Source organism: Catenulispora yoronensis, from assembly GCF_039531695.1.
GTDB lineage: Bacteria > Actinomycetota > Actinomycetes > Streptomycetales > Catenulisporaceae > Catenulispora > Catenulispora yoronensis.
The window spans coordinates 21,552-48,523 of record NZ_BAAAQN010000081.1 but is presented as its reverse complement, the minus strand read 5'-3'; the positions used below and the strand labels follow the sequence as shown (position 1 = coordinate 48,523).

The 26,972-nt window shown below is 66.4% G+C and carries 22 protein-coding genes; 7 read left to right on the top strand and 15 right to left on the bottom strand.

Features of this window, described 5'->3' with window-relative positions; genetic code table 11:
* Positions 1-321: 321 nt before the first annotated feature.
* Both ABD481_RS41685 and ABD481_RS41680 read left to right on the top strand, forming a co-directional pair.
* Positions 322-2,802 carry a ricin-type beta-trefoil lectin domain protein gene (locus ABD481_RS41685; protein ID WP_344671439.1) on the top strand — a complete coding sequence of 827 codons (2,481 nt, stop codon included), beginning with the start codon at positions 322-324 and terminating at the stop codon, positions 2,800-2,802.
* A 7-nt stretch (positions 2,803-2,809) separates the two neighbouring features.
* Positions 2,810-3,397 (top strand): hypothetical protein, encoded by a 588-nt coding sequence (locus ABD481_RS41680; RefSeq protein WP_344671438.1) that lies wholly within the window; start codon positions 2,810-2,812, stop codon positions 3,395-3,397.
* Between the two features lie 40 nt (positions 3,398-3,437).
* On the opposite strand, the gene ABD481_RS41675 is transcribed toward ABD481_RS41680, so the two are convergent.
* A complete protein-coding gene (locus ABD481_RS41675) occupies positions 3,438-4,160 on the bottom strand; it encodes a response regulator (RefSeq protein WP_425559402.1) in 723 nt (240 codons plus the stop codon).
* A gap of 62 nt (positions 4,161-4,222) precedes the next feature.
* Positions 4,223-5,626, bottom strand: coding sequence for a sensor histidine kinase (locus tag ABD481_RS41670; RefSeq protein ID WP_344671437.1), 1,404 nt, complete (start codon positions 5,624-5,626; stop codon positions 4,223-4,225).
* A 134-nt stretch (positions 5,627-5,760) separates the two neighbouring features.
* Between ABD481_RS41670 and ABD481_RS41665 the strand changes: the two genes are divergently transcribed.
* Positions 5,761-6,672 carry an ATP-binding cassette domain-containing protein gene (locus tag ABD481_RS41665; RefSeq protein ID WP_344671436.1) on the top strand — a complete coding sequence of 304 codons (912 nt, stop codon included), beginning with the start codon at positions 5,761-5,763 and terminating at the stop codon, positions 6,670-6,672.
* A complete protein-coding gene (locus ABD481_RS41660) occupies positions 6,669-7,562 on the top strand; it encodes an ABC transporter permease (protein ID WP_344671435.1) in 894 nt (297 codons plus the stop codon). Before ABD481_RS41665 ends, ABD481_RS41660 begins: the two co-directional genes overlap by 4 nt.
* Before the next feature lie 16 nt (positions 7,563-7,578).
* Here ABD481_RS41660 and ABD481_RS41655 read toward each other — a convergent pair whose 3' ends face one another.
* From ABD481_RS41655 to ABD481_RS41635, 5 genes are all read right to left on the bottom strand, one after another.
* The gene (locus ABD481_RS41655; RefSeq protein ID WP_344671434.1) at positions 7,579-9,438 is read right to left on the bottom strand and encodes a glycoside hydrolase family 35 protein; all 1,860 of its coding nucleotides are present in this window, start codon (positions 9,436-9,438) and stop codon (positions 7,579-7,581) included.
* Positions 9,439-9,511: 73 nt separating this feature from the next.
* Complete coding sequence (locus ABD481_RS41650) at positions 9,512-10,366, bottom strand: class I SAM-dependent methyltransferase (RefSeq protein WP_344671433.1); 855 nt, start codon at positions 10,364-10,366, stop codon at positions 9,512-9,514.
* Positions 10,305-11,315: a hypothetical protein gene (locus tag ABD481_RS41645; protein ID WP_344671432.1), complete on the bottom strand. Its 1,011-nt coding sequence runs from the start codon at positions 11,313-11,315 to the stop codon at positions 10,305-10,307. Before ABD481_RS41645 ends, ABD481_RS41650 begins: the two co-directional genes overlap by 62 nt.
* A 193-nt stretch (positions 11,316-11,508) precedes the next feature.
* Complete coding sequence (locus ABD481_RS41640; protein WP_344671431.1) at positions 11,509-12,387, bottom strand: helix-turn-helix domain-containing protein; 879 nt, start codon at positions 12,385-12,387, stop codon at positions 11,509-11,511.
* A gap of 44 nt (positions 12,388-12,431) precedes the next feature.
* A complete protein-coding gene (locus ABD481_RS41635; protein ID WP_344671441.1) occupies positions 12,432-13,271 on the bottom strand; it encodes an SIR2 family NAD-dependent protein deacylase in 840 nt (279 codons plus the stop codon).
* 30 nt (positions 13,272-13,301) lie between these two features.
* Between ABD481_RS41635 and ABD481_RS41630 the strand changes: the two genes are divergently transcribed.
* Complete coding sequence (locus tag ABD481_RS41630) at positions 13,302-14,819, top strand: recombinase family protein (RefSeq protein WP_344671430.1); 1,518 nt, start codon at positions 13,302-13,304, stop codon at positions 14,817-14,819.
* A 107-nt stretch (positions 14,820-14,926) separates the two neighbouring features.
* Here ABD481_RS41630 and ABD481_RS41625 read toward each other — a convergent pair whose 3' ends face one another.
* Entirely contained in the window at positions 14,927-15,571 is a 645-nt protein-coding gene (locus tag ABD481_RS41625) for a recombinase family protein (RefSeq protein WP_344671429.1), read from the bottom strand.
* A 238-nt stretch (positions 15,572-15,809) separates the two neighbouring features.
* On the opposite strand from ABD481_RS41625, the gene ABD481_RS41620 reads away from it, so the two are divergent.
* Positions 15,810-17,333, top strand: a complete 1,524-nt coding sequence (locus tag ABD481_RS41620; RefSeq protein ID WP_344671428.1) for a hypothetical protein — start codon at positions 15,810-15,812, stop codon at positions 17,331-17,333.
* 1,194 nt (positions 17,334-18,527) lie between these two features.
* Here ABD481_RS41620 and ABD481_RS41615 read toward each other — a convergent pair.
* The 4 genes from ABD481_RS41615 to ABD481_RS41600 form a co-directional block, all read right to left on the bottom strand.
* Positions 18,528-19,178 (bottom strand): DUF2637 domain-containing protein, encoded by a 651-nt coding sequence (locus ABD481_RS41615; RefSeq protein ID WP_344671427.1) that lies wholly within the window; start codon positions 19,176-19,178, stop codon positions 18,528-18,530.
* Positions 19,179-19,323: 145 nt separating this feature from the next.
* Positions 19,324-19,716, bottom strand: a complete 393-nt coding sequence (locus tag ABD481_RS41610) for a hypothetical protein (RefSeq protein WP_344671426.1) — start codon at positions 19,714-19,716, stop codon at positions 19,324-19,326.
* Positions 19,713-20,513: a hypothetical protein gene (locus tag ABD481_RS41605; protein WP_344671425.1), complete on the bottom strand. Its 801-nt coding sequence runs from the start codon at positions 20,511-20,513 to the stop codon at positions 19,713-19,715. The genes ABD481_RS41610 and ABD481_RS41605 overlap by 4 nt, the downstream gene beginning before the upstream one ends.
* A gap of 22 nt (positions 20,514-20,535) precedes the next feature.
* Positions 20,536-21,552 carry a radical SAM/SPASM domain-containing protein gene (locus ABD481_RS41600; protein ID WP_344671424.1) on the bottom strand — a complete coding sequence of 339 codons (1,017 nt, stop codon included), beginning with the start codon at positions 21,550-21,552 and terminating at the stop codon, positions 20,536-20,538.
* Positions 21,553-23,171: 1,619 nt separating this feature from the next.
* On the opposite strand from ABD481_RS41600, the gene ABD481_RS41595 reads away from it, so the two are divergent.
* A complete protein-coding gene (locus tag ABD481_RS41595) occupies positions 23,172-23,636 on the top strand; it encodes a DNA-binding protein (RefSeq protein WP_344671423.1) in 465 nt (154 codons plus the stop codon).
* Positions 23,637-23,862: 226 nt separating this feature from the next.
* Here ABD481_RS41595 and ABD481_RS41590 read toward each other — a convergent pair whose 3' ends face one another.
* The 3 genes from ABD481_RS41590 to ABD481_RS41580 all read right to left on the bottom strand — a co-directional run bounded on the left by ABD481_RS41590 (position 23,863) and on the right by ABD481_RS41580 (position 26,621).
* Entirely contained in the window at positions 23,863-24,369 is a 507-nt protein-coding gene (locus tag ABD481_RS41590; protein ID WP_344671422.1) for an NUDIX hydrolase, read from the bottom strand.
* Positions 24,370-24,421: 52 nt separating this feature from the next.
* The gene (locus ABD481_RS41585) at positions 24,422-24,901 is read right to left on the bottom strand and encodes a peroxiredoxin (protein WP_344671421.1); all 480 of its coding nucleotides are present in this window, start codon (positions 24,899-24,901) and stop codon (positions 24,422-24,424) included.
* Between the two features lie 73 nt (positions 24,902-24,974).
* On the bottom strand, positions 24,975-26,621 hold the full coding sequence (locus ABD481_RS41580) for a PucR family transcriptional regulator (protein WP_344671440.1): 1,647 nt from the start codon (positions 26,619-26,621) through the stop codon (positions 24,975-24,977).
* Between the last annotated feature and the right edge of the window lie 351 nt (positions 26,622-26,972).

Below are 26,972 nucleotides of genomic sequence, written 5' to 3'. Positions count from 1 at the left end.
CGCAGCGCTAGAACAACAAGGTTCCGGCATGGACTTGATACCTGGGCGGCGGTGCTGTACCCGTAGGGCTGCCGACGTGAGCGAGGGGAACAAACCCCCACCTCACAAACCGCCAGCGCAGGGACTAGCAGGACCCACCTATGGAGCTGGCGCCAGTTCTCCGAGGGATCAGAGGCCCTCGCCGGAGGCGCCTGCCTTACCCAGCTTTTGACTTTGCCTGGCTCTTGATGAGCCGCCGTTGACGGTTGGTGACAGTTTCCTTACTGTGTTCGACTGCGATCGTTCCCGTTTATTCATAGCGGAATTTGTTGGAGCGTGCCCATGCCACTCATCGCAAGACGACGCACCCCGCACACCCCGCACACCCCGCCCACGGCGCCCACCGCGCCCACTCCACCCACTCCACCCACCCCGCTGACCCCGCTGACCGCGCTGACCGCCATCCTCAGCCTGCTTCTCACCCTGCTTCTCAGCATCCTGACCGTCGCCGCTCCCACGGCGCACGCAGCCACGACCACCTCCATCAGCGTTGACGGCACCAAAACCGGCCTGACCTTCGACGGCGTGGGGGCGATCAGCGGCGGCGGAGGCAACTCGCGGCTGCTGATCGACTATCCCGAACCCCAGCGGAGCCAACTACTCGACTACCTGTTCAAGCCCGGCTACGGCGCCTCGCTCCAGATGCTGAAGATCGAGATCGGCGGCGACACCAACTCCACCGACGGCGCCGAGGCCAGCATCGAGCACAGCCGCGGCGCGGTGGACTGCAACCAGGGCTACGAATGGTGGCTCGCCGCGCAGGCCAAGGCCCGCAACCCCACCATCAAGCTCTACGGGCTGGCCTGGGGCGCCCCGGGCTGGATCAGCGGCGGCTTCTGGTCCACCGACACCGTGAACTACCTGATGGACTGGTTCGGCTGCGCGAAGCAGCACAACCTCACCATCGACTACCTCGGCGGCTGGAACGAGCGCGGCTACGACAAGGGCTGGTACGAAAGCCTGAAAAGCGCCCTGACCGCACATGGCTACGCGACCAAGGTCGTCGCCGCCGACAGCGACTGGAGCGTCGCGGACGCCATGGTCTCGGACTCGACCTTCAAGAACTCCGTCGACATCGTCGGCGTCCACTACCCGTGCGGCTACCTCGGCAGCTTCACCTCATGTCCGAGCACTGCGAACGCGCAGAGCCTCGGCAAACCGTTGTGGGCCAGCGAGAACGGCTCCGAGGACGCCAACGACGGCGCGATACCCGTGGCCCGCGCGATCAACCGGGACTACCTCGACGGAAAGATGACCTCGTACATCAACTGGCCGGTCATCGCCGCGCTGTACCCGAACCTTTACTACGGCACCGACGGCATGTCGATCGCGGCGCAGCCCTGGTCCGGCGCCTACTCCATCGGCAAGACCACCTGGGTGACCGCCCACACCACCCAGTTCACGCAGCCCGGCTGGCACTACATCGACAGCGCGAGCGGCTACCTCGGCGGCAACCGCTCCAACGGCAGCTACGTCACCCTGAAGTCGACGAACAACTCCGACTACAGCACCGTCGTGGAGACCGTCGACGCCACCGCCGCCCAGACGCTGTCGGTCCACGTCACCGGCGGACTCTCCACCGGCACCGTGCACGTGTGGCAGACGAACCTGAACTCCGGCAACTCCGCGGACTACTTCGTGCACTCCAGCGACGTCACCCCGTCCAGCGGCTCCTACACGCTGACCTTGCAGCCCGGATACGTCTACACCCTCACCACCACGACCGGCCAGGGTAAGGGCACTGCGACATCCCCGGCGTCGTCGCCCCTCGCACTGCCCTACTCGGACAACTTCGAGACCGCCGCGGCCAGCACCTCGCCGAAGTACTTCGCCGACATGAACGGCGCCTTCGAGACCGTCGCCTGCGGCGGCGGCCGCACCGGCACCTGCCTGCGCCAGATGGCGCCGACCACACCGATCCGCTGGACCGGCGAGTCGAACCCGATGCCCTACACCATCATGGGCGACCTGAGCTGGGGCAACTACACCGTCGCGGCGGACGCGCTGCTGGAGCAGTCCGGAAGCGTGGAACTGCTGGGCCGGGTCAACCAGCAGGGCCGCAACAACAACGGCCTCAACGCCTACCACTTCCGCGTCTCGGACAGCGGAGCCTGGTCGATCCAGCGCAGCGACACGTCGTGGAACTTCACGACCCTGGCCAGCGGCACGGTCTCCGGACTCGGCCTGAACACCTGGCACCGCCTCGCATTCCAGATGCAGGGCTCGACGTTGACAGCCTCGATCGACGGCAAAACCGTCGGCAGCGCCACCGACACGACGTTCACCAACGGCCAAGCCGGCCTGGCCGTGACCGGCTATCAGACCGATGAGTTCGACAACTTCGCGCTGACCGCCGGCAACGGCTCCGGCACCCACCTCGGCGCCGTCACCTCCGGCGTCGCGGGCAAATGCCTGGACGACAACGCCGGATCCACCGTCGACGGCACCCACATACAGCTCTGGGACTGCAACAACACGGCCGCGCAGACCTGGTACTGGGCCAACGGCCAGGTCCAGCTGGGCGGACCGGCGGGCAAGTGCCTGGACGTCACCGGCAACGGCACGGCCAACGGCACCCTGGTCGAGCTGTGGGAATGCAACGGCGGCACGAACCAGCAGTGGATCGCGCAGTCCGACGGGTCGTTGAAGGGCGCACAGTCCGGACGCTGCCTGGACGATCCAGCCTTCGCCACCACGAACGGCACCCAGCTGGAGATCTGGGACTGCAACGGCGGCGGCAACCAGAAGTGGACAATGCCATAATCCCCGAATGAGACGAAGGACATGGGGGATAGCAGCAGCCTGCGTCGTCGTCCTGGCCGCAGCCGGGACGACGGCGCTGCTGGTGGCGTCCGGAGACGATGGCGGGGACTACAAGGCACTGCCGACATGCGAGAAGCTCGGATCGGCGCTGCCGGGCAAGCCGACACTGACCGTCGGGGAGAACGTGACCAGCACGGAGCCGGTCCGCGGCATGCTGCCGGCGTTCACGAACATCGAATGCAAGGCCGACACCACGCAGGTCCGGGTGGACCTGTATCAGGCCAGCAACATGGACCTCAAATCCGGTCGGTCCTACCAGGACAAGGCTGTCCACGACGGCTCGTGGCGGGCCAACGAGATGTTCACTCAACAGACGCCGCAGTTCGACGAGCTGAAGCCGGGCGTGCGGTACGGCTCGATCAGCTACACCGACTCGACGTGCACAGTGATCACGGTGAAGCGCAACGCGACGGTGATGGTGACGGTGCCCAACCCGGCAGCCACCGGGAAGCATTCGCTCGAAGAATGGAAAGCCGCGTGCCGCACCATCGCGGAGAATCAGGTGCCGAAGGTAGTGGACGCGGCGCTCGGGTGAGCTGAGCCCCCCGCAGCGAATCCGCCTACTGCTATACCCGCTACCGCGAAGGCGCCACCAGCCCGGCTTCATAAGCGGTGATGACCAACTGAACCCGGTCCCGAGCCCCGAGCTTCGTGAACAGCCGCGCCACATGCGCCTTCGCGGTGGCCGCACTGATGTAGAGCTCCTCGGCGATCTCGCTGTTCGACATACCGCGGCCGACCAACGTGAGCACCTCACGCTCACGTTCGGTCACGCCGCTCAGCAGCGAGTTGTCCACGCCCCGCACCCGGGCCGGCTCCGGCCGCACCGCGAACTCGGCGATCAGCTTGCGGGTGACGCTCGGCGCGATGAGCGCGTCGCCGGAGGCCACGACCCGGACCGCGTCCATGATCGAGTCCAGCGCCATGTCCTTCACCAGGAACCCGCTGGCCCCGGCGCGCAGCGCCGAGTAGACGTACTCGTCGTCGTCGAACGTGGTGAGCATGACGACCCGCGTGGGCCCGCCCGCGTCGGTGATCAGGCGGGTGGCCTCGATCCCGTCCATCTCCGGCATCCGGATGTCCATGACCGCGACGTCCGGCCGGTGCTGGGCGACCAGCTTCACAGCCTCGGCGCCGGTGCCGGCCTCGCCGATCACCTGGATGTCGGGCGCGTCGTTGATGAGGACGCGGAGCCCGGAGCGGATCAGCGGCTGGTCGTCGGCAAGGATCACCCGGATCGGGGCCGGACCGCCCTCCGGGCCGCCTTCCGGGCCGCCTTCCGGGCCGGGACCGCTGATCGGGCTGCCGCTCTGGCCACTCTGGCCACTCTGGCCGCTCTGGCCGCCGCTCGGAGTGCTGGTCACTGGGTCACCGCCGGGTTCGGGTCGAGTGCCGTAGGCGCCGCATCCGCGCCGGGCACGGGTTCGTCGGCAGCGCCGCCGCCGCTGTCGCTCTTGCTGTCGCTCTCGCTGTCCGTGTTACTGCCGCCATCGCCATCAGTATCAGAGTTCTTGCTCGCGAGCGCCCCGCCGAACGTGGTCCCGAACCCACCGGGCACCGGCAGCTTCGCCCGAACCAGGAACCCGCCGCCGGGCCGCGGCCCGGCGCTGAACTCCCCGTGCACCAAACTGACCCGCTCACGCATCCCGACCAGCCCGAACCCGGTGCCCCCGGACCCGAGCACACCGTGCCCGTCGTCGGACACCGTGATCGTGACCGCGCCCTCACCGTAGTCCACAGCCACCCGGCAGGTGCGGGCGCCGGAGTGCCGCACCACGTTGGTCACCGACTCCTGGACGATCCGATACGCCGCCAGATCCACCTCGCCGGGCAGCGGCCGGGACAGTCCGCTGGTCTCCACGATCGCCAGCACCCCGGCGTGCTTGGTGGAGGCCACCAGCTTGCCCAGGTCGGCCAGCCCCGGCGTGGGCTCGGTGGGCGCGCCCGCGACGTCGCGCTGCCGCAGCGCGGTCAGCGTGCGCCGCAGCTGCGACAACGTGTCCCGACTGGTCTCCTCGATCGCCTGCAACGCCTTGCGCGCCTCACCGGGCTGAGTGGCGATGACCCGGTTGCCCATGCCCGCCTGGATGGCGATGATGCCGATGCTGTGCGCGATCATGTCGTGCAACTCCCGGGCGATGCGCAGCCGCTCGTCCGCCACCGCCTGCGCGGCGGCGTCGGCCCGCTGCCGCGCGGCGCCGGCCCGGCGCTCCCGGATCGAGTTGCCGACCAGCCAGGCGACGGTCGTCAGCAGCGAGATGACCACCGCGTGCGTGGGAAGCAGCGACGTGGCGCCCCACGGGAAGCCCGCGACCCCGCTGAGCGCGCCCGCCAGAACCACCGCCGCGGCCGTCAACGAAGTGCGGCGCGGCCAGTGCAGGGCGATGTTCAGCACGACCGCGTCGGCCATGATGAACAGGGCGTACCGCGCGTCGCCGGCGGCGTCCACCGCGCTCAGCGACAGCTCCGACAACCCCAGGCAGACGGCGACGGCCAGCGGCCGACGGCGCAGCATCGGCAGCAGGAGGATGGTCAGCAGCGTCGGGACCAGCCGCTCCCAGTTGTCGGCATGGTAGGTGCGCACGTACTCGCCGGCGCCCGGCGGGAACGCCAACCGGCCGGTTCCCTCATTCATCAGGCCCACCGGAAAGACCTGGTAGTCGGTGAACGGCCGCTGTCTCGGCAGGTTCACCGCGACCAGTACCGCGTACATGGCCACGAGGAAGCCGTCCACCCACCAGCGGCTGCGAGGTGCTTTCTCCACGGCATGATCGTAGACACCGCCCGGCGGCCCCGGCATCGGCTCGGAGGCTTACATCCCCGGGCCAACCTCGGCGTTCGCCATTGCGGCTCGCCGGCCGATGCTTGACTACGCCCCGCGTCGGCAGTGTGGTCCCCGTGATCGAGCTGACTGAACTGACGAAACGCTACGGCGACAAAACAGCCGTGGACCACCTGACTGTCACTGTGCGTTCCGGCACGGTCACGGGCTTCCTGGGTCCCAACGGCTCGGGGAAGTCCACCACACTGCGGATGATCCTGGGCCTGAACGCCCCGGCCTCCGGCGCCGTCACCATCGACGGCCGCCCGTTCGCCGCCCTGCCGCGCGGCCTGCGCCACGTCGGCGCGCTGCTGGACGCCCAGGACATCCACGGCGGCCGCTCGGCCGTCGCCCACTTGAAGTCGCTCGCTGTGTCGAACCGGATCCCGCTGCGCCGGGTCGGCGAGGTGTTGGAGGAGGTCGGCCTCGCCGAGGCCGGCCGCAAGCGGATCGGCGGCTACTCGCTGGGCATGAAACAGCGGCTGGGCATCGCCGGCGCCCTGCTCGGCGATCCGCCGGTGCTGCTGTTCGACGAGCCGCTGAACGGGCTGGACCCGGAAGGCGTGCGCTGGGTCCGGGAGATGCTACAGCGGCTGGCCCGGGAGGGCCGGACGGTCTTCGTCTCCAGCCACCTGATGTCGGAGATGGAGCACACCGCCGAACGCCTGGTGGTGATCGGCCGCGGCAAGCTGATCGCGGACGAGACGGTGGTCGACTTCGCCCGCCGCGGTTCACAGGCCACGGTCCTGGTCCGCGCCCCGGAGGCGGACGCCCTGACCGCGGTCCTGACCGCCGACGGGGCGTCGGTGGGCCCGGCCGCCGACGGCGGACTCAGCGTCGTGGGCCTGACCGCGGCCCGGATCGGCGAGCTGGCCTGGCACAACAACATCATGCTGGCCGAGCTGGCCACGCAGAACGCCTCCCTGGAGAAGGCGTTCATGGAACTGACCGCCGACGCCGTCGAGTACGCCGCAGGAGAGACCCGATGAGTGCCCTGACATCCACGACCTCGACGAACCCGGTCTATGCCCGGGTCCCGAGCGAGCCCCGTCCGCGGTTCCGCGACCTGTGCCGGATGGAATGGATCAAGGTGGCGTCGCTGCGCTCCACCTGGCTGGTGCTGCTCGCCGCAGCGCTGGCCACCGTGTTCATCAACCTCAACGGCGTGCACTCGGACTTGCAGTACCTCGACCGCGACCTGGCGCATCCGGTGCAGACCATGCCGGACGGGCACGTCTGGCACTTCGTCTACGACCCGCTGCGGCGTGCGCTCAGCGAGATCGCGGTGCAGCTGATGATGCTGGGCGGCGCGGCGATCGGCGCGCTGACGATGTTCGGCGAGTTCTCCACCGGCCAGATCCGCACGACCTTCGCCGCCGTTCCGCGCCGCGACGGCGTCGTCGCGGCGAAGATCACGGTGCTGTGCGCGATCACCACCACGCTGGCGCTGGTCGTGACGCTGATCTCGTTCCTGGGCGGGCAGGCGATGGTGGCCGACCGGCACGTGGGGCTGTCGATCACCGACCCCGACGCGCAGATCGCGATCGCGGCGTACACGCTGGTGGTGCCGGTGAGCGCGCTGATCGGGATGCTGTTCGGCGCGCTGATCCGCAACGCCACGGCCTCGATCGTCGGCGTGGTCGCGTTCCTGTTCCTGATCCCGGCGTTCTTCGGCGGCGACAAGTACCGGTGGGTTGCCGAGATCCGGCACCTGTTCCCGGGCAATGCGGAGTCGAACCTGGCGGAGTGGCCGCACAATCCGTACATGGACCCCGGCAAATGGCCGACCAGCCACCTGCATTCGTGGTTGGTGCTGGCGGGGTGGGTTGTGGTGTCGATCGGCGCGGCGTTGTTCGTGGTGAAGAAGCGGGACGCGTGAGGGAGAGGTTGTCGAATCAGTAGTCTGCGGCGGTGTAGAGCTGTGCGGGTGAGCCGAGGTCGGGCTCGTCGCGCAGCTCTATTTCTATGTTCTGCGATGGGTCTCGGCCGTCTTTGTCGTGATCGTGCGCCGGTTCTACGTCCAGGACGACGAGGTCGTTCTCGCCTTCGTGCCACAGGGGTGCGGGCGCATAGAGCGTGACTTGGGGCCCGCGGCTCCAGAGTCGGCCGAGCAGGAATCCGTTGAGCCAGACCAGGCAGCGGGCCGCGGAGGGGACGGCGAGGAAGGCGTCGGCGGGTTCGGGGAGGGTGACGGTGGCGCGGTGGAAGGCTGGACCTGCATCTGTTTCGGAGGTTCGCACCGCTCCGGGATTCGTCTCGCCGTCCAGCCCCGACAAGTCGTCCAGGGGCAGCACCCGGTGTTCCCATCCGAACTGGAACTGGTGGTCGAGCCGCACGCCCCCGATCAGGCCCTTGCGATCGGCAAGGTGCGGGCCGTAGTTGACCCGTCCGAGCGGCTCGACCAGGATCTCCAGGTCCAGTCCCGCGTCCGGGACCCGGAGTTCGAGGGACTGCTGCGGCTGGTCGCGCTCCAGCACGCCGAGCAGCCGTCCGCCGGCGAAGACCTGCGCGAGGTCGCGGACGCCTTCGATCCGCAGCGTGTGGGTCCGCGCGGGACCGTCGACGCGGCGGCGGTAGTGGACCAGCCCGAAGTTGTGGCCGAGGCGCTCGATCGATTCCGGCGCGGGATGGCGGACCGGGGGCGTGGCCAGGACATCGAGGCGGTCGCGCAGGGCCGCGATCCGCGTGGCCGTCACGGTCTGCGGGGCGACGCGCGGCAGCGGCGCGGGCAATTCGACGTCGGGCAGCTCCACGTATTTAGCCAGCACCTCGCGGAACGCGTGGAACTTGGGCCGCAGCTCACCGGCCTCGCCGACCGGGGCGTCGTAGTCGTAGCTGGTAATCGTGGGCTGATACCCCGGGTCGCCGCTCAGGACGCCTGTATGGTTCGCGCCGGCCCAGAACCCGAAGTTGGTCCCGCCATGGCCCATGTAGAAGTTGACCGACCCGCCGTCGGCGAGGATCTCGTCCAGCGACGCGGCGGCATCCTCGGTACCGCGCACATGATGCGGCTCCCCGAAGTGGTCGAACCAGCCGTTCCAGAACTCCATGCACATCACGGGATCGCCCGGCCGCCTCCGCCGCAGCTTCGCGAAGCCCTCCGCCGCCCGCGCCCCGAAGTTCACCGTCGCGAGCACCCCCGGCACCGTGCCCCCGGCGAGCATCAGATCCTCGGGCCCGTCGGACGTGAACAGCAACGAATCAATGCCCCGGTTGATCAGACCCTTGCGAAGGTGTTCGAGATACCCCGCGTCATCACCGAAGCTCCCGTACTCGTTCTCGATCTGCACCGCCACAACCGGCCCACCCCGCGAAGCCTGCAACTCGGCCACCACCGGAATCAGCTGATCGAACCACTGATCCACCGCCGCCAAATACCCACTGTCGACAGTCCGCAGCCGCACCTCCCCGTCCGCCAACAACCACGCCGGCAACCCCCCGAAGTCCCACTCCGCGCAGATATAAGGCCCCGGCCGCACGATGACGTCCAACCCCACCTCATCCGCCAACCGCACAAACCCCCCGACATCCCGCCACCCGTCAAACCGCGCCACCCCAGGCACCACCTGATGAAAATTCCAAGCGACATACACCTCCACCGCATTGCACCCCATAGCCCGCACCCGCACCAACCGGTCCCGCCACAACCCCGGATGCACCCGAAAGTAATGAACCGCCGCCGAAACAACCCGATGCTCCCGACCGCCCCGCAGAAACCTGCCGCCGTCGACCGTCAGTACCCGCTGGTCTGCCACCTTGCGATGATCGGGGCGGGGGAGGGGGCGGGGCCATGGATCTTGGTGAGGGGTTCTTGGATATTTGTGAGGCTCAGCCTGTGTTCACCGCGGTGTGGATGCCGTAGCGCCACGCTTCCTTGTAGCGGAACATCATGCGCGCGCTCATCGCGTTGACGACCTTGTATTCGAGCCCTGTGACCCGCCCCACCCAGAACGGGAACTTGCCGATCAGGTAGAACGCCGAGGCCATCGGCATCATGTTCGCGGTGATGTCGACCGACTGCCGGTTCGTGAACCCGGCGTCGCCGAGCATCTCGTCCAGGACACCGTGGTAGAGCATCAGCCATGCCGGCATGGCGGCCTCGTCACAGACCCGCTGCATCGCCGCGTTCGCCTCGGCGGAGACCTGATCGTCGGGCGTCCGCGAGTACTCGAACATCACCAGCTTGCCGCCGGGCTTGAGCACCCGCCCGAACTCCGCGAGCGCCGCCTTCGGATCGGCCGAGTGCACGAACGTCTCCATGGTGTAGAGACCGTCGAACGAGTCGTCGGGAAACGGCAGGTGATGGTAGTCGCCGACGCGAAAGTGCGTACGCCCCGACAACCGGGCCTTCCCCGACCGCCGAGCAGCCTCCGCGATGTTGAAGTCGAGAATGTCGACGCCCGTGACGTCCAACCCGTGCCGAACAGCCATGGCCCGCGCGACATTGCCGACACCGCACCCGGCATCCAGAACCCTCGCCCCGGCCCCCAACCCGAGCTCCCGCCCGAGCCGGTCCTCCATCTGCCGCATCGCCGCGGCGAAAGCCCACCGCGTCTGACCCGGCTCGTAGTACCCGAAGTGCTTGGTCCCGCCAAGGATGTAGCGGTAACCGATCCGCGATTCACCACGGTCGTAGTAGCGCCAGATCTTCTGCAGATTGACGTCTTCGGGTGCCAGAGACAACGCGCCTGCTCCATTCGAGGTCTGATTTCACTGTAACAAGAACCCGACGACGGATCCGACAACGGCCGCGACGTACTGGACGACGAGCGCGGTGCCGTAGGGCAGCCCTGGTGCCGCCGCCAGGATGTTCAAGATGGCCGTTCGACGGTGGCGGACAATTGCATATACCGTGAACTGCGTTCCGGCGCCGACCAGCAAGCCCAACGCCAACAGGCGTGGATACATGTGTGGCGGGGACGTTCTGAGTCGCGGGTGATCCGGCAATCTCGGAGGAGTGATCGCGAACGCGGCGAGAGTTGGGAAGGCATAACCCTCGGAAAGCATGCGGATTTCGATGATGCGTGCCGGATCGTTCCAGCGCAGCCTCAGCTCGCGTGACGAACGCAGCCGGAGGATGAGGATCGGTGGCACCGCCAACCGGCAGGAGGCGTTGGTCGACAGTATCAGGGCTCAGATGCAGACCAGCGGAAACCATCCTGGTCAGCGCGGCCGCGGCGGCCACCATCGGCGGCGGCGCCTGCCAGCGGTGCCGGATCGCCGCGGCGATCACCGCTACCAGGTGGTCGCGGTTGTGGCAGGGCTCCAGCAGGTCGTCGAGGGTGTCGGCCTTCAGGAGTGCGAACTTCCACGACAGGACCGCGGCGGCGAACATTCCGCCGTTGATGGTGCCGATCAGCAGGAGCAGCCAGGCGTGGTCGGGGTGGTAGGACGTGGTGCCCGACGCGGTCAGCAGCAGGATCGAGACGATCGCCGGGCCGTAGGACGGGCCGAGCCAGCGGAGCCAGGTCTGCCAGTGCCGGATGGCTATGTCGTGCACCGGGGATCGGCCGCGGGGCAGCCAGACCGTGTAGACCTCGCGGAATCCCCGCTGCCAGGCGGTGGTGAAACCGTGCCATGGCGGGGCCGGGTTCGGCGCCGCGACGCGGGCTCCCGGGACTTGGCTGGTCACGCGTCCCCCTGGAACAAGCCGGCGGGTGGGGCGGCGTCGAGCACGGGGCGCAGGTGTATCAGGGTTCGTAGTGTGCCGTGAAGCAGAGTCCTGATCACGCTAGCTGCGGAGTCGCGACGCGTCAACGCGGCTCAAATCCGCAGCTCGGCCCAGCTGTTGACCCGGCTCTCGGTCCGGCTCTCGACCCCACTCCTCACCCCGCCAAAGAACCCCGCCGGAACATCGTCGGCGACAACCCCACCCGCTGCGTGAACAGCCGCGTGAAGTACGCCGGGTCGTCGTACCCGACCGCTCTCGCGATCTGTACGACGCTCTGGTCCGTCGCCGCCAGTAGGTCCTTCGCCTTCGACAGGCGTACTCGCAGGATGTACTCCTTCGGTGTCGATCCCGTCGCCAGGCGGACTTCCTCGCGTAGTTGTGCCACTGTCAGGCCCAGGCGTGTTGCGTGGTCTTGGAGGGCTACTGGGTCCATCGCGTGTTCTGTCAGGGTTCGTACTGCGCGGGATTCGCGCAGGCCCGGGCCGTTGTCGCGGACGGCGGTGATGAGGCGGTGGATCTGAATGCCGGCGGAGACTTCGTGGTGGGGGCCGGCGGTGCGGACGATGGTGAGGAGTTCGCGGAAGAGTTCGCGGACGGGGCGGGCGTCGCTGAGGGGGACGACGGGGGAGGTGCGGGAGAGGAAGTCGAGGCTTTCGTAGCCGGGGGCGGCGGGGCCGTCGAACAGGGCCCAGGTGATGGTCCAGCCGCCGGCGTCGGGTTGGTAGGAGTGGACCAGGCCGGGGAACAGCCAGAAGGCTGCCGGGGCGCGGATCGGCAGGCGGGTGCGGGGGCGGTCGCCCCATTCGATCCAGCCGGAGCCGCGGGTCACGAGGTGCAGGGCGTAGCAGTTCAGGACGCGGGCGTCCCAGCGGATGCCGTGTTCGGCGATGGTGTGCCAGCCCGCGCCGTAGATGGCCAGGCCCAGGCGGCGGTGCTCCTCGGCCGGGGTCATGTAGACCGCGTACTCCGACAGCGGCGGCTGCCAGGGTTCCTCCCCGGCGGTCGCCGCCTCGTCGTCCCGGGGCGCGGTCACGCGCCCTATGCTCGTCGGGCGCGCAACCTGCCGTCAATCCATGATTAACCAGCGGATTCCCGCGCCGCGTCGGCTGCGCCGGCCGCGCCGGCAGCATCGGCCGCGCCGCCGCCACCCGCGCCAACGCCACCACCCCCGCCCGCGCCACCACCCGCCAGCAGCTCCGCCACCACAGCCGGCACCGCCTCCCCGATCGGCGTCCGGATCACCTCGGACGCGAGGTGGTCGTACGGCGTCTCCTCGTTGTTGACGATCACCAGGTCCGCCCCGTGATCCACGGCCACCGCGCACATCGACGCGGCCGGTTCCACGCGCAGCGAGGAGCCGATGGCCAGGAACACCGCGCTGTTCTCGGCGACCTGCACCGCCTGCCACACCGTGCGCTGGTCCAGCTGCTGCCCGAACATGATCGTCGCGGCCTTCAGGATCCCGCCGCAGACCGGGCAGGCCGGGTCCGGCTCGCCGTTCGCGACCCGCTCCAGCGCCACCTCCATCGTGGTGTGGTACGTGCACTGCACGCACACCACGTCGAACATGTTCCCGTGGATCTCGATCACCTTCCGCGGCGACGATCCGCCCCGCTGGTGCAGCCGGTCGATGTTCTGCGTGATGATCCGCACCGCGCGGCCGCCGTGCTCCAGCGCGGCCAGCGCCTTGTGCGCGGCGTTCGGCTCGGCCTGCCACGCCGGGTTGTCCCGCCGCGCCAGCCACGACTTCTGCCGCAGCTCCGGATCGGCCAGGTAGTTCGGGTACGTGAACAGCAGCTCGGCCATCGGGTCGTTGGTCCACACGCCCTTCGCCCCGCGGAAGTCGGGGATCCCGGAGTCGGTCGAGTAGGTGTCGTAGTAACGGTGTAGAGTTGATCTCGAACATAGGTTCGAGATGCATCGGGAGGCGACGCTATAAACACGCAGGTGAAGAGTCCAGCGGCTTACGTCCGAATCTCGCAGGACTCCGAAGGGAAGCGGCTTGGCGTTCAGCGCCAACGTCAGGACCTTAAGGAGTTGGCGAAGTCGCTTGGGTGGGGTGAGCCTGAGTTCTACGAAGACAACGACCGCAGTGCGAGCAAGGTCAACGGCAAGCGGCCGGAGTATGACCGCATGCTTGTAGACGTTGAGGCTGGTAGGCGTGACGGCATCTTGGTCTACACCGTGGACCGTCTGACGCGCCGCGCTATGCAGCTTGAGACGTTTATCGGCTGGCTTGAGGCAGGACACGAGCAGATCCGTGTTCCTGTCGAGACGATCGAGCACGACGACTTCCGGACCTCTAACGGGCGCATGGTGCTTCGCATCAAGGGCGCCCTTGCCCAGCAAGAGGCGGAACGCATGTCGGAACGCATCCGGCGTTCGCAGCAACAGCGTGTTGAGAGCGGTCAGCGCATCACCGGTAGTCGCTTCAGGCCGTTCGGATTCACGCATCCAGTAGCGATGGAGCCAATCCCCGAGGAACAGGACGAGATCCGAGGATGGTACCGGGCCATCCTCCGTGGTGAGTCTATTCGCTCTATCGTGCGTGGCCTCAAGGCGCGCCGGGTGCCTACTGTCTCCGGAGCGGCTTGGACTCAGCGTGTGGTCAAAGACTGCCTCATGAACTATCGGAACGTCGGAAAACAGGAGTACACCTACACCGATCCGACTACGAAAGCTGAGATCACTGAGCTATTCGCGGCGGAGTGGGAACCGATAGTGGATGAGGCGACGTTCGACGCAGTGCGAGCCACGCTGTCCGGCAATCCGGGAACGGGGGAGAGCCGTCCGCGCTGCTACCTCTTGGTTGGGCTCATGATCTGCGGGATGTGCGGCACGCGGCTCTATGTGACCAGTACGGGCAAGAGAAAGCCTGACGGCACGCTCGCGCATGAGGCGCGATGCTTCGTGGAAAAGGGTGGATGCGGGAAGCTTGCGCGACGGTACGAACCACTTGAACAGTACGTGGTCGCGGAGCACCTGAGGATTGCTGAGGCTGGACGACAGCTCGTGCTGACCACGCCCGGCCTCAAGGAAGCAATGGAAGCAAAGCACCGTGCAGCGCTGGCGGCGGCTAACCCTGCACAGGACCGTGCGGAAAAGCTTCAGGTAAAGATGGACGAGGCGAAAGCCGAGTACGAAAACGGTGGCATGGAGGCAGAGGACTTCTATCCGATGCTCCGAGACCTGCGGGCCAGACTGAACGATGCCCGAAAAGAGGCTGCTGAGATCGCGGAGTCTGTCGCATCCATGCCTAGCCCAGATACCTTGCTGGTCCAGCCGTCTGTGATCTGGGACCAAGCAACGTTCGACCAGCGTCTAGCAGGACTGGCAACGTCGTTCGAAACGATTGCCGTTCACCGGTCGAACACTATGGGCGCCAAGTTCGACACTACGTCGGTCGTGCCTGTGCGTCGCAAGGCACAAGAGCCCAAAGTGATCGCCACCATGCTTGGCTTGTAGGGCTTAGCTAGATACCGCTGCAACAAGGAAGCCCCCGCCTTCGGGCGGGGGCTTCTAGGTGTCTGCGGGGCCGTTCTAGGCGGTCCTGCGTGCCCGCTGCGACTTAGCTATAGCGGCCTTCCGGAGGCGTCATAGTCAGTGAGAGCCGCCTCGACCTCTTCCTGAAACTGAGCATTAGGCTCCACGTCAAGGTGCCGGTAAAGAGTGGCGCGGGAGAGCCCAAGCGTCTTGGCGATGGCGGTGACAGACTCGCCCTTGGCGCGCCGGGCGCGCGCAATCGTCAGCTTGTCCTCATCAATGACGGTAGGCCGTCCGCCGGTCCGGCCCTGTGCCTTGGCGGCGGCAAGACCCGCCTGCGTACGATCCACAATCATGTCTCGCTCAAGCTCAGCGAAGGCAACCATCATCGTGAAGAAGAACTTGCCCTCACCTCGGGGGGAGTATGAGCCGGCCAGGGTGCCGGTGAGGATCCGCAGGCTGATCCCGCGTTCGTGAAGCGCCTCAGCAATGGTGAGAACGTCCTTGGTGGACCGTCCAAGACGGTCCAGCTTCCACACCACCAGAGTGTCACCCTCGCGCATGTACTCAAGGGCGGCTGTCAGGCCCTCCCGGTCCGCGTTCTTGCCGGACGCCTTGTCCTCGAACGTCTTGGAGCAACCAGCTTCGCTCAGCGCGTCGCGCTGCAACTGCGCGTCCTGGTTGCTGGTGGAGACGCGGGCATAGCCGATGAGGTGTCCGGGGTTCTTCGTCATGACCCAATCGTCTCATAACCCGTCTCAAAACATCAAGGGGTTCGGGCACCTTCTGAGACGGCTTTTGCGACAGAGTGAATCGGACATGGCGGGGCATCGGCCCCGCGTCGAGGGTCGTCTCACAAACCTTCGTTTGTTGGACGGTCCGCGACCTGACGAAACCCCCTCGTGGCCCGTCGGTCGCGGTCGCTAGACTTCCTCGCTCACGCGTTCGAGATCATCGCGAGGAGGTACAGGGGTGGGGATCGCATCGGCTGATGTGCTGGCGCTGGCGCGCGCTGTGACTCGTAAGGGCGGTGAAGCCCGGTACCTGTCGGGGGACAACTCCGTTACCTACGAATGGGCCACGGTCGAGGATGCGGCCATGTCTGGCCGGGCGTTCCTGGTGGATCCGAAAGACACCCTGTTGGCAGTGGACGTTGACCTAGACGCGGTGTCGTTCACTGCGGAGTACGTCACGGAGTGGCTTGAGGCTCACGGGTTCGGCAGCTCTATCGTCCGCGTCGCGTCTGGCCGCGTAACCAAAGATGGCGAACCTCATGAACACGTGTGGGTATCCGTGCCCAAGGGGCAGCGGGAGCAACTGAGAGACGGGCTGATTGACCATGCAGGTATCCCGAAAAGCCAAGTCCGGGTCAATCAGAAGATGCGTCCGCCGCTGTCTCCTCACCGGTCGGGTCTTGAGCCCTATCTGATTGCCCCTGGAAGCGTTGCTGAGGCACTGGAACTTCTTGGGCCACCTGATGTGGCCGGGGAGTTGTCAGACTACGTGTGGGGCCTTGTGGTCCACGGGGACACCGCCGGTAAGCGGCGGGGTCGCAGCGGAACCCTGTTCTCGATCGCTCTCGGGTTCCAGCGCAAGCGCCGTGACTTTGCCGAGTTCCGGCAGATGATGCTGAACCCGGCGCACAAGGGTGCCGCCAAGCTGCACGAAGACCTCATACCGAATCGAGGGATGGCGGCAGCCGAAACTGAGCTGCGGAACACGTGGGGGAACGCGGGCAGGGAAACCGACAAGACACCTGACTTCACTAAGGAGACGGCACGGGAGCGCATCGCGGAGATGATGCGGGACGCGGCGCTATTAACGCCGTGGCGTGGCCACACCGGCTTTGACCTTCAGGTGCTCATCGGGCTCTGTGCGTTCGCCTATGAACGCGGCCACTCCGTTCAGGCGCCGTCCCTGCGAACGCTGGCACAGTGGGCAAATGCCGGGAAGCCTGCGGCCGTGTCGAAGGCTCTGAAGCGGCTTGAGACCGCTGGATGGATAAGGGAGCTTTCCCCGGACGGAAAGACGAAGAGGTATCGACTGTTGTTGGACACGTATCCCCGTGACAACGGGGCTACATCTATAGACTGTCCCCCAGTAAGGTCTATGGATGTGGCTCTAATGTCACACCCGGCCTTCAGGGCCGTGTCTGGTCTTGGTTTCACGGCCGGTAGGTCGTGGATGATGCTTCAGGTCTTTGGCCCGCTGTCACGGGCCGGACTGGCTTCTCATCTTGGGTGTTCCGAGCGCACGGCCCGCCGCGCCCTTGAGGTTTTGGAGACTGAGAGTCTTGCCGTTCAACTCTCGGACGGCTGGGTGCCGTCCGGAGACATTGAAGATCTAGACCGTATAGCCGCTGAGCGCGGCGTATTCAAGATCCTTGACCGACAGGAAGAGGTCATAGCCGCTGAGCGGCGTAGGCAAGCCGACTGGGAAACTACGCTGGCCAAGCATGAATACACCCCTGCCGTCGATGCGGCAGGGGACCACTAGAACTCTCCGGCTCCACTTGTAGACCCCGCGCCTTTTGGCGCACCCGCGTGCCTGCGAAATTCGGCTCTGTTTTTCATCATGGGTAACCGGCCAGTGGCCGGCTGGGTCTGGGTCTGTGGTTGAGGAGGGTCCGTAAAGCGTGGGCTCTAGAGCGGGCTGACACTTCGTGCACCCCGCCTCAACACCTGCATGCATCGCTGTCATCCGGCGCAGTCGCCGTAATCGGTAACTAGGCGAGACGCCAACTTGGCCAATCGGGCCGCTAACGCATGACGTTCCGCCCTAGCAGATGACTGTTAAGAGCCCTGGGGGTATAGGGGGGGTAAAAGTCTAATGTCCGTTTTGCTCAAGACCCGCGCAGGCTCATGAATACGGCCGCAGGTTAGGCCGGTTTTTGGCACAAGCGTAGTGTTGTGCTCGTATTACCCTGTGTGGTCGCACGTTCGACTCAATAATGAGTAGCGCTGTCGGTAACTTCCACTATGATGGTTTACGTAGGCAGTGAAGTCGCATCGTCGACTGTCACACTCCGGCGAAGTGGCCCGCCATCCCCGTATTTGCGCCCCTCTCGGCAGGGGCTTCTTTGTGTTGGGACGGTGCCTTACCTTGACTTCTGTCTGCCCTGTTGCTCTCACTGATGCATCCCGAGTCACTATCGGTGCGGGCGGTTCACAATGGCCGTTGATAAGTCTTCCCGATAGTGGCGGCACCCCTGCCGACAAGATCGTCGAGATTCTTGCCTGCATTGGAGATGCTGACCGCGCTGCACTCGCGGTCTACTGCAACGCCCTGTCTGGTTACACGGACGCGCTCGCCGTACTGTCTTGCCCGCCCACCGCATTGGGACTCGCGGTCTGAGGCGGGAGTCAACGAGAAAGCCCCCACCGAGGTTGGTGGGGGCCGTGGTGTCTTCACTGGCGGCGCTTGCCATCAGTTGCTTGTGAGTCGCTTAGCAGCGTCCTCTGCCTCAAGCTGAAGCACGCGTGTGGCGAACTTGACTTCGCTGTGCCACGTGATAGCGCGAGCGGCTGTGACGTCCGCTGTGACTGGCCCGGGAGGAGTATCGCCTTCAATCTCCCGCAACTTGTGCTGTACATCCTGCATCTGGCGTCGTAGGAGCGACAACACGCTGTTGTGGTACCAAGTCGGGGCACTCATAGGCTCATCCTTGCATCTCTCGATGACAGGCAGCCGTCAGGCTGTGTTCAGCTTGGCAAGGTAATTCCTGCCGGTCCGATCAGTGGTTCCCAGCATCCCCGCGAGGGATGCCCCGGTGATGGGCTTTCCTTCGGCCTTCAGTCGCTCCGTAGCGGCCTTTACCCGGTTCAGCTTGTCGCCTTCAGGGAGGGTGTTCCAAGGGCTCTTAGCGGCCGTCTCCGGGCTGTTCGGGGTGTCATCTACAGCGGCTGTCTCCACAGCCTCAGTCGGTAGGGTTATTGCCTCGCCAGTCTCGGCGAGGAACCGCACGGCAAGGTGAACGGAAAGAGCCATCACGACAGGTGGAATCGCGGAAACCGCGATCACCACGGGCCACCCCACCGTGAGGACATGGAACGCGTCTAGGTGCTCGATGCCGTTGCCGACCACAGAGAGGGACACGGCCACGGAAGCGTTGATGCCGGAGCGCTTCCGGTCCTCCGCCCCTTCTGCCAGCACCAGCCATGACACGGTTGAGATCAACGCGTAGACGTCGATGGAGACAGGCAGCAAAGCGGCAAGTTCAGGGTTCCAACCTGCGGAGATGCCGAGCCGGCGGAGCGCCGAGAACGAGAGAACACCGGCCGCCAGGATGACGACTCCGATACCGGAAAGCACCAGGGCACGAGCGATACGCTTGGGGGACACTGCGGACTCCTAGCCGAGTCTGAGGTGTAGGCCCCTGGCGAGAGTTGGCGCTCTTTCCGGGGGCCGTTGGTGTTTCCGGCAAGGTAGCGGAAACACAGGGCTCTGCGCTATCGGCGCGCGCCGTACAAGTGTCTAGCAGGCGAGTCTAGAAGCCTTGGTCTTCGGCATGGTCGCTCATATCGATGCCGTAGCCGAACACTCGTAGCTCTCCGAACGATGTGAAGAACCCGAACCATGCGGACCGTGCCCGCCACTCCAGCACTGCCTGATGGACTCGCGGCGGTTTCCGGATGATGAGTTGCGTACCAATGCGTGCGTGTGCGGCGAACGTGCGGAAGGCGGTCTGTAGATCGTCGCGCGAATACAGTGTTGCCATGGCCGGACCGACACACAGGATGACGTCGTAGACGTCCCCGAGCCGGACCGTAATCAGGTCGATGTCGTCCGCATCTAGGTCAAGAAAGGACGTCGCGTCCGGGCACCGGGCAGAGAGAATCTGTTCGATCAGTTCTTGGTCGGAAGGTTCCAACTCGATCACGTTAGGTCCCGCAGGATGCTGCGTGCCACGGTGGCGGCCCGCTCCCATGCAAGGAATGACGGCAGCCCTTTGCGGCGATACCAGAGGTGATAGAGGATTGACCACTTCCCTGAAGGGCTGTTTAGCAGGCCCGGGAACTCTTGCAACAGACGATCAGAGACGTCGGGTACACCAAGCGAGGTGCAGTACAGACCCGCGACAGTAAAGCCCCGGGGCTGGCGACCCCAAAAGTCCCAGTCGAGAATGTGTAGGTCAGGGCCGGTAATGTTGGCCCAGTGTGGATCTTCGTGCTCAGTGGCCCAGTCAGTTGGCTCTGGAATCTCCCTGCCATAGAACCTGCGAAGGAACGGAACGTCATCGAGTACGTGAGCCGTGTCCCGTAGCGTCGGCGTGTCCGCCAGGTTCTTTACAGCATCGCTCAGTGCAGACCACCAGGTGTCCGAGAGTGCGGGCACAGTCTTGAGGTGAAGGGACGGACTGATCACAGTTGCCGGGACGAACGACAGTACTTCGGCACGAACGATATTCGGGGCGTCGAACCATTGTGTGGAGTCGATTACGACCGGTTTTGGAACACCATGGACAGCAGTGGATTCCACATACCCCAGTCGGCGGGGCGTCCAAGTCAGCAGATGCGCGCGGCGCACCCGCAGCCAGTAATTGTCTTCGTCTCGGCGGGCTTTGGATCCTACCGAGAAGAACGACCGAACGGGTGGTCCGGTGAGGACAAGTCCAAGGCGCTGTGCAGCCTCGTGAAGGTCTGACTCTGATGCCTCGGCCATGTCCTCATCCAGCATCCGGGGTTCCTAACGTGGTAGATCAGGCTTCTGGCTGGCACGGATAGGCGTCGGGCTTGCACTCGGCACCGGGTTCGCACGGATCGGCGGCTACGCGCTTCGGAATGATGGCCCTGGCCTGCTCCATCGCTGTTCCTGCCACGATATCGGCGAGAGGCTGGGTCCTGGCGTTTCCGACACCCATCCATGACGACATGATGCATGGGGTGACCGTGCCGTCTGGGCCAATGGCGGCTCGTCCGTTGCCACAGTGGCCGCACAGCTCGTTCACGTCGCATGCGGCGTGGTCGCCCTGGCCGCGTCCGAAGGCGCGTACCTTGTCGAGGCCGATGCGGTCAGACCGGACCCCGAGCGCTTCCAACTCGGCGCGTGCCTCCCGAACTCGCTGTGTCGGGTACTTCTGCACGATGCCCACTCGCAGGGGAATCCTGAGGGCAATGGCCTGGATGATGTTGGCGCGGGTCTTGCGGTGGCTGTCACGTTCGGTGATTCGGTTGTGTTCCTCAGGGTCGTCCGAGTAGTAGGACGTCGCCAGCGACACGTGCGGATGCTTGAACAGGTCCCACCACTGGGCACGGATGTTGACCATGTTGGTGTAGATCTCGACTTTCAGGCCGATCATCACGGCGTGCGCGAGCACCTGCGGGAATCCGGCGTACATGGTGGGTTCGCCGCCGATGAGCTGAACCACGGTGACACCGGACTCTTTTGCCTGGTCCAACACGCTCATCCAGTTGGCCGGCTGCATCAGCCCAGACGACGAGCCCAGCAGCGTCAGCAGTTCCCTGTCCCCACCGGGGCCGGACTCGTTGTAGCAGTGGCCGCATTTGAGCTGGCAGTCTCGTGTCAGGTCAAGCCACAGGAAATGAATGTCTGCCTGAACCCCGGCCGTCACCTGCCCTTTTTTCGGCGCGCATGTGAACGGCTGGCATGACCAGATCTCGCCCGGGTCGCAGTTCATCTGCGGAATGCATGGGTTCTCTGCCTGATGGCCCGTAGCGGCGGCGGGGCTGCCGGGCGAACACTCGATGTCCGGCACGCAGTTCTTTCCCGGTATGCACTCATCCGGGCCGCACGGATCCACGAGCATGCCCGCACTGCCGGTTACCGGCCCCGAGGTGGTGTATGGCGAGCAAGCCCATGGGTGACATGCCGCTGGCGCGCAGTCGGAGTGTGGGGAGCACGGGTCTGAACCTCGGACCGTGGTCGAGCTGGCCTCAGCCTCAATGGTCACTTGGGTTCCCCTCTTCTTTAGTTTTGGTGCATGGCTGGGTGCCCCGCGACCAGCGGGGTTGGCGGTTTTGGGGGACACGTCCCTACTGGTCGCGGGGGTCTTTACGGCCCGTCGATGCCCGGCACGGGAGGAACCGAAGGGCCAACCTGCGTCCGGGAGTCTCAGAGCCGGACACAGGGGCTTAAGCGGCCTGCGGCTTAGCAGGCCAGACAACAAGCACGGGTTCTTCCTGGTACCTGGTGGGAACGTTGATCCCCTGCCAGTAGATGAGCCAATGAGACCCGTCCACGGGTCGCTCGCAGCGGTCAAACCTGCGGATGGTGCCGCCCATCAACACTTCAGTACCAGGAGTGACCCGCCAGTGCGGGACGCGCTCACTGCCCGGGGGCCAGAGCTTCGACATTGGGCAACTCCTTCCGCGCGAGGTGGACCAGGCTGGCCTCATGAGCCGTGATCTTCGGTCCGGGTGTTTGGACAGTCACCCACCGGTTCATGGACGTGCAGCGGAGCACGTCCCACCACCGGCCATCGATTGCGATCATGTCGCCACTGATCAAGTTCTTCAGCCGAATGCCGTCACCGAGAGGCTGAGCTTTTGGCGGTGGGTATGAGGGCAGAACCGCGAGACGGGAAAGGACTCTCAAGGGAGTGGGGCTACCGGGTGTTGCTGACCCCGGAGAGCCCTCCTGGGAAACCCCTGCGGCCTGCTGACTCTTCATGATTCATTTCTAGCTGTGTCGATTCGAGTACACAGGGGGCATGCCGGGGGGCATCCTTGTTCTGTGACGGTAGGGAGCCAAATCCGCACTCTGCGGCTAGCCCACGGATGGTCAGAGCGCGAGCTAGCGGACCAGCTATGTCGTGTCAGCGGCCACGACACGATCTCTAAGAGGGAAGTTCGGCGATGGGAGTTGGGTAACGTCACCCCTGGCCCCTTCTGGCTGGCACACCTGGCATGCGTCCTGCAAGTGCCCGAGGGTGTGCTGAACGCAAGGCGTGGCGACCTCTTGGCTGTTGCTGGTGCGATCACCCTGGTGCCTGCCGTTGCGTCAGACCTCATTGGCGCGGGGTTTGCGACCGCGCTATGGGACCGTCCTACGCCCGACTATTGGGAGGCGAGAGCCGACGAGTACGGGCATCTCTATATGTCCTTGGGGACTGCTGACGTACAGCGCCAACTAGCCTGCGACCTGATCGCGGTCCAGAGTCAGTTGGCCAACCCGAACGTGTGGGCAACCGCATCAAGGCTCGTCACGCTCTACGGGAAGACGTTCGCTGACGTACCCAGCAAGGCGGCTGACTGGTACCGGACAGCGGTCGCGTCCGCTGACGAGTCTGGAGACCTTCCCGCCCGAGTATGGGCACGTGCTCACTCTGCCCTTACGTTGGCGTATTGGGGAACGTCGCTTGATGAAGCCGACGCCATGGCAGACCAGGCGCTTGAACTGTCGGACCGTTCGACCCTTGGCAGGCTCAATGCGTGTCTGGCTAAGGCGCACATTGCGGCGCTCCGAGACGACAAGACAGCCGCACTCAACTGGCTTGGCCAGGGAACGAACATCTTTGATGTGGTGTCATCGGATGATCCCCTGTCCGACTATGCAATGCCGGAATGGCGCATGGCGACGATCTCCAGCCTGGTTCTGTCTCGCATCGGCGACGAGCGCAGAGCCGCAGAGGTCCAGGACGTCGCCTCTCGTGTCCTGCCGGAGTCGCTTCCTAGGTTCGCCACGCACCTTGAATTGCACCGTGGCCTCTTGCTAGCGAAGACAGGCGACAAGCAGGGAGGCGTGGCCTACGCCCGCGCTGCACTCGACAAGCTTCCTGCTGGACGGCACTCCGCGACGCTGCGCGCCATGATGGGTGAGATCAAGCACGCAACGGTGTAAGGTCCCTGTTCGGAAGACCGTTACTCAGTGCCTCACTCGGTGCTGATGCCCGCGCCGGTCAGGACGCCGATCGGGCCGGTGCGGGTGCGCCAGTCGCTGCTCATGCCACCGAGGGTAGCCAGTGGGCGTCGCAGGAAGCGAAGAAGTTTCGCTGCTTAAGGCGAGCCTTATACGCGCCCTATCCGTCCCCGCTTCTATCCCCTCTGTGATGCCGAGTTCTACCGCCTCAATGATGCCAAGGCAGAGCGACCACCTCGCTCGGCAGCCCCTCCCGCAGAATCGACGCCAGCAGCGGCGCCAGCCCCCACGGCACCACGCTCCCGTCCGCGGCCGCCACCTCCTCGACCGACCACCACCGGTGATCGGAGATCGCCTTCCGCTCAAGTTCGGTGAACCCGCTCATGTCGATGTCGAGGCTGTCGACCCGATGGAAGAAGTAGTCCTCCCGGAACACCCCCTTCTTCCACCCCAGATCGGCATAGCCGCCCGTGGCCGCGACCAGCCCGCCGAGCGCCTCCGGCGCCACCACCAGCCCCGTCTCCTCGCGCAGCTCGCGAGCCGCCGCCGCGTTCAGCTCCTCGCCCTCGTCGATCCCGCCGCCGGGCGTCAGCCACACGAAGCCGCCGGCCTGCCTGCTGCTGTGGAACTTGAACAGCAGCAGGCGGTCCTCCCGGTTCATCAGCAGGATGCGGGCGGTGTGGCGCGCGTAAGGACCCTCAGGCAGCGTCAGCATGACCTCAGGGTAGTCAGCCGCGGTCGGCGCCCGGAGCCCGGAGCCCGGCGCCCTACCCCAGCGCCGCGATCTGCACGGTCAGCGTCCCCACCGGCTGGTACGTCAGCCCCAGCCGCGCCACGTGCTTCCACCGCAGCACGCCGTCGGCGTCGATGAGGAACACCGAGCGCTTCAATCCCAGCCCCGGCAGCGAGATCCCGTACTCCCGGATGACGCGCTTCTCCGGATCGGCCAGCAGCGGCAGCTGCAATCCGTGCCGCCGCGCGAACTTCTCGTGGCTGTCCAACCCCTGCGGGCTGATGCCCCACACCTCCGCGCCGACCCCGGTGAACTTCTCCAGCTCGTTGGAGTACGCGCACATCTGCTTGGTGCACACCGGCGTGTCGTCGCCGGGGTAGAACGCCAGCACGATCGGCTTGCCGCGGTGCTCGGACAGCGTGAACCGGCGCTGCTGCACATCGGCGCCGGACAGCACGACCGCCGGCAGGGTGAAATCGGGAGCCGCCGTGCCGAGCTCGGGGGTGGAGGCCATGATCGGTGCCCTTCGAGTGAGGCCGCAGTTACCTGTCGGTAGACAGGCCGTTGGACAGCATGGCGCATGAGGCTCAAGGCCTAATAGCCTCCAACGCCAGCAACGCCACATGCAAAGCCAAGCACGACTCGACAGAGTCCAGATCCACCGACAGGATCCGCTCGATCCGGTGCAGCCGCTCATAGAACGACGGCCGCGACAGATGCGCCGCGTCGGCCGCCGCCGACTTGTTCCGCCCCGACTCCACATACACCGTCAGCATCCGCACCAGGTCGGTCCCGCGCTCGGCGTCGTACGCCAGCAGCGGCCCGAGCTCCCGCTCCACGAACGTCTGCAACCGCGCGTCGTCCCGCAGCAGGTGCAGCAGCCCGCGCAGCCGGACGTCCACCAGCCGGTGGTACGGCGCCGAACCCGCCGGCTGCCGGACCGCCGCGTCCGCGACCTGCACCGCCTCCAGCAGCGACCGCCGCGCGTCGCGCACCGCGCCGACCGACGTGCCGACCGCGATCACGTACCCGTCGGCCACCGACGGCGACGTCGGCCGCTCCACCAGCCGCCGCACCCGCTCGGCGAAGCCGTCCAGCGCCGCGTCCTCGCGGTCCTGCGGCCCCAGCGCCAGCAGCAGCCCGACGCTGTGCTCGTCGAGCGTGCCGATCAGCGCCGACAGCCGCCGGTCGCGGATCGCCGCGGCCGCCTGGTCGGTCAGCTCGCGCAGCCGGGCCTGGGTCTCCAGCGCCGTCGGGTGCGCCGCGGTGCGCAGCCGCAGCACCAGGCCGACCAGCCGCCGGCCGTCCAGGGTGACGCCGAGCGCCCGGGCCCGCAGCGCCACCTCCGAGGCCGGCTGCCCGTGCGACAGGATCGCGGTCAGCAGCGTCCGGTGGGTCTGCCGCTCCAGCGAGTCGCGGTCCCGCTCCACCAGCCGGTTCAGCGCCAGGGTGGAGGCGGCGCGCTCCAGCAGCATGGACAGCCGCGCCACCGGGGCCGGGTCGTTGCAGATCAGGACCAGCCGGCCCCAGTCGTGGCCGCGGGCGCCGACCACGGTGGTGAGCCAGCCGGAGCGCTCGTCGTGGGAGGTGCGGCCCAGGGTGCGCACCGAGCGGGAGCGGCCCTCCCAGCCGTCGAGCAGGACCGCGGGGTCGGCGCCGGCCTGGGAGTAGGTGAGGACCTGGTGGGCCAGGTTCTCCAGCACCACCGGGCAGCCGGACATCCGGCCGATCTGCTGCACCACCTCGTCCGGGGAGGCGCCCTCCACGGCCAGCTCGGTGAAGGTCTGGTGCACCTCGTCGGAGGCCCGCAGCTCGGCCAGCTGGGCGTCGATGATCAGACCGTGCACCGCCTCGGTGATGGTGACGAAGCGGGTGTCCAGGGCCAGCGTGATCACCGGCAGGCTGTGCTTCTCGGCGGCGGCCAGCAGCGCCTTGGGCAGGCTGCTGTCGGTGTACCGGCGGCCCAGCTCCAGCACCAGGCCGGCGGCGCCGAGCTTGGCCAGGTCGGCGACGAAGTCGGCGAGCCGGTCGCGGTCCTCGGGCCAGGCGATGCCGGTGGACAGCACCAGCTCGCCGCCGCGCAGGATGGTCGCGACGTCCACCAGCTCGGTGACGTGCACCCAGCGCACCACCCGGTCCAGCCCGGCGGCCCCGGCCACCACCCGCGGCCCGCCCTGTTTGACCGGGCCGAGCTGGAGCACGTCGCCGACCGTCGGGTACTGCGTGGCGTACACCGAGGGCGCGGGGGCGGACGCGGCCGGCAACGCCGTGGTAACCGGCGCGGGGCCCGGCGCCGAGGCCGGGGCCGAGGGGTCCGTCGCGTCGTCGTCGGGCCGGTCGGTGCTGCTCACGGTGGCTCCTGGGGCGTACGGGGTCGGGGGTGCGGATCGGGAGATGCGGATCGCGTATGCGGTTCGGACATGCGGTCCGGGCCCCGGATCGGCGTCCGGACCGGCCGCGGCGTGCAAAGTTCTTCACCCATTGTTCTTTGCACAGTGTTCAGAAGGATCGCACTGCCGACGCACCTTGCCAGGTGCGCCCTGACCGGCGCAAGGGATTCGGTGATATCGGTCCGATCCCGCACC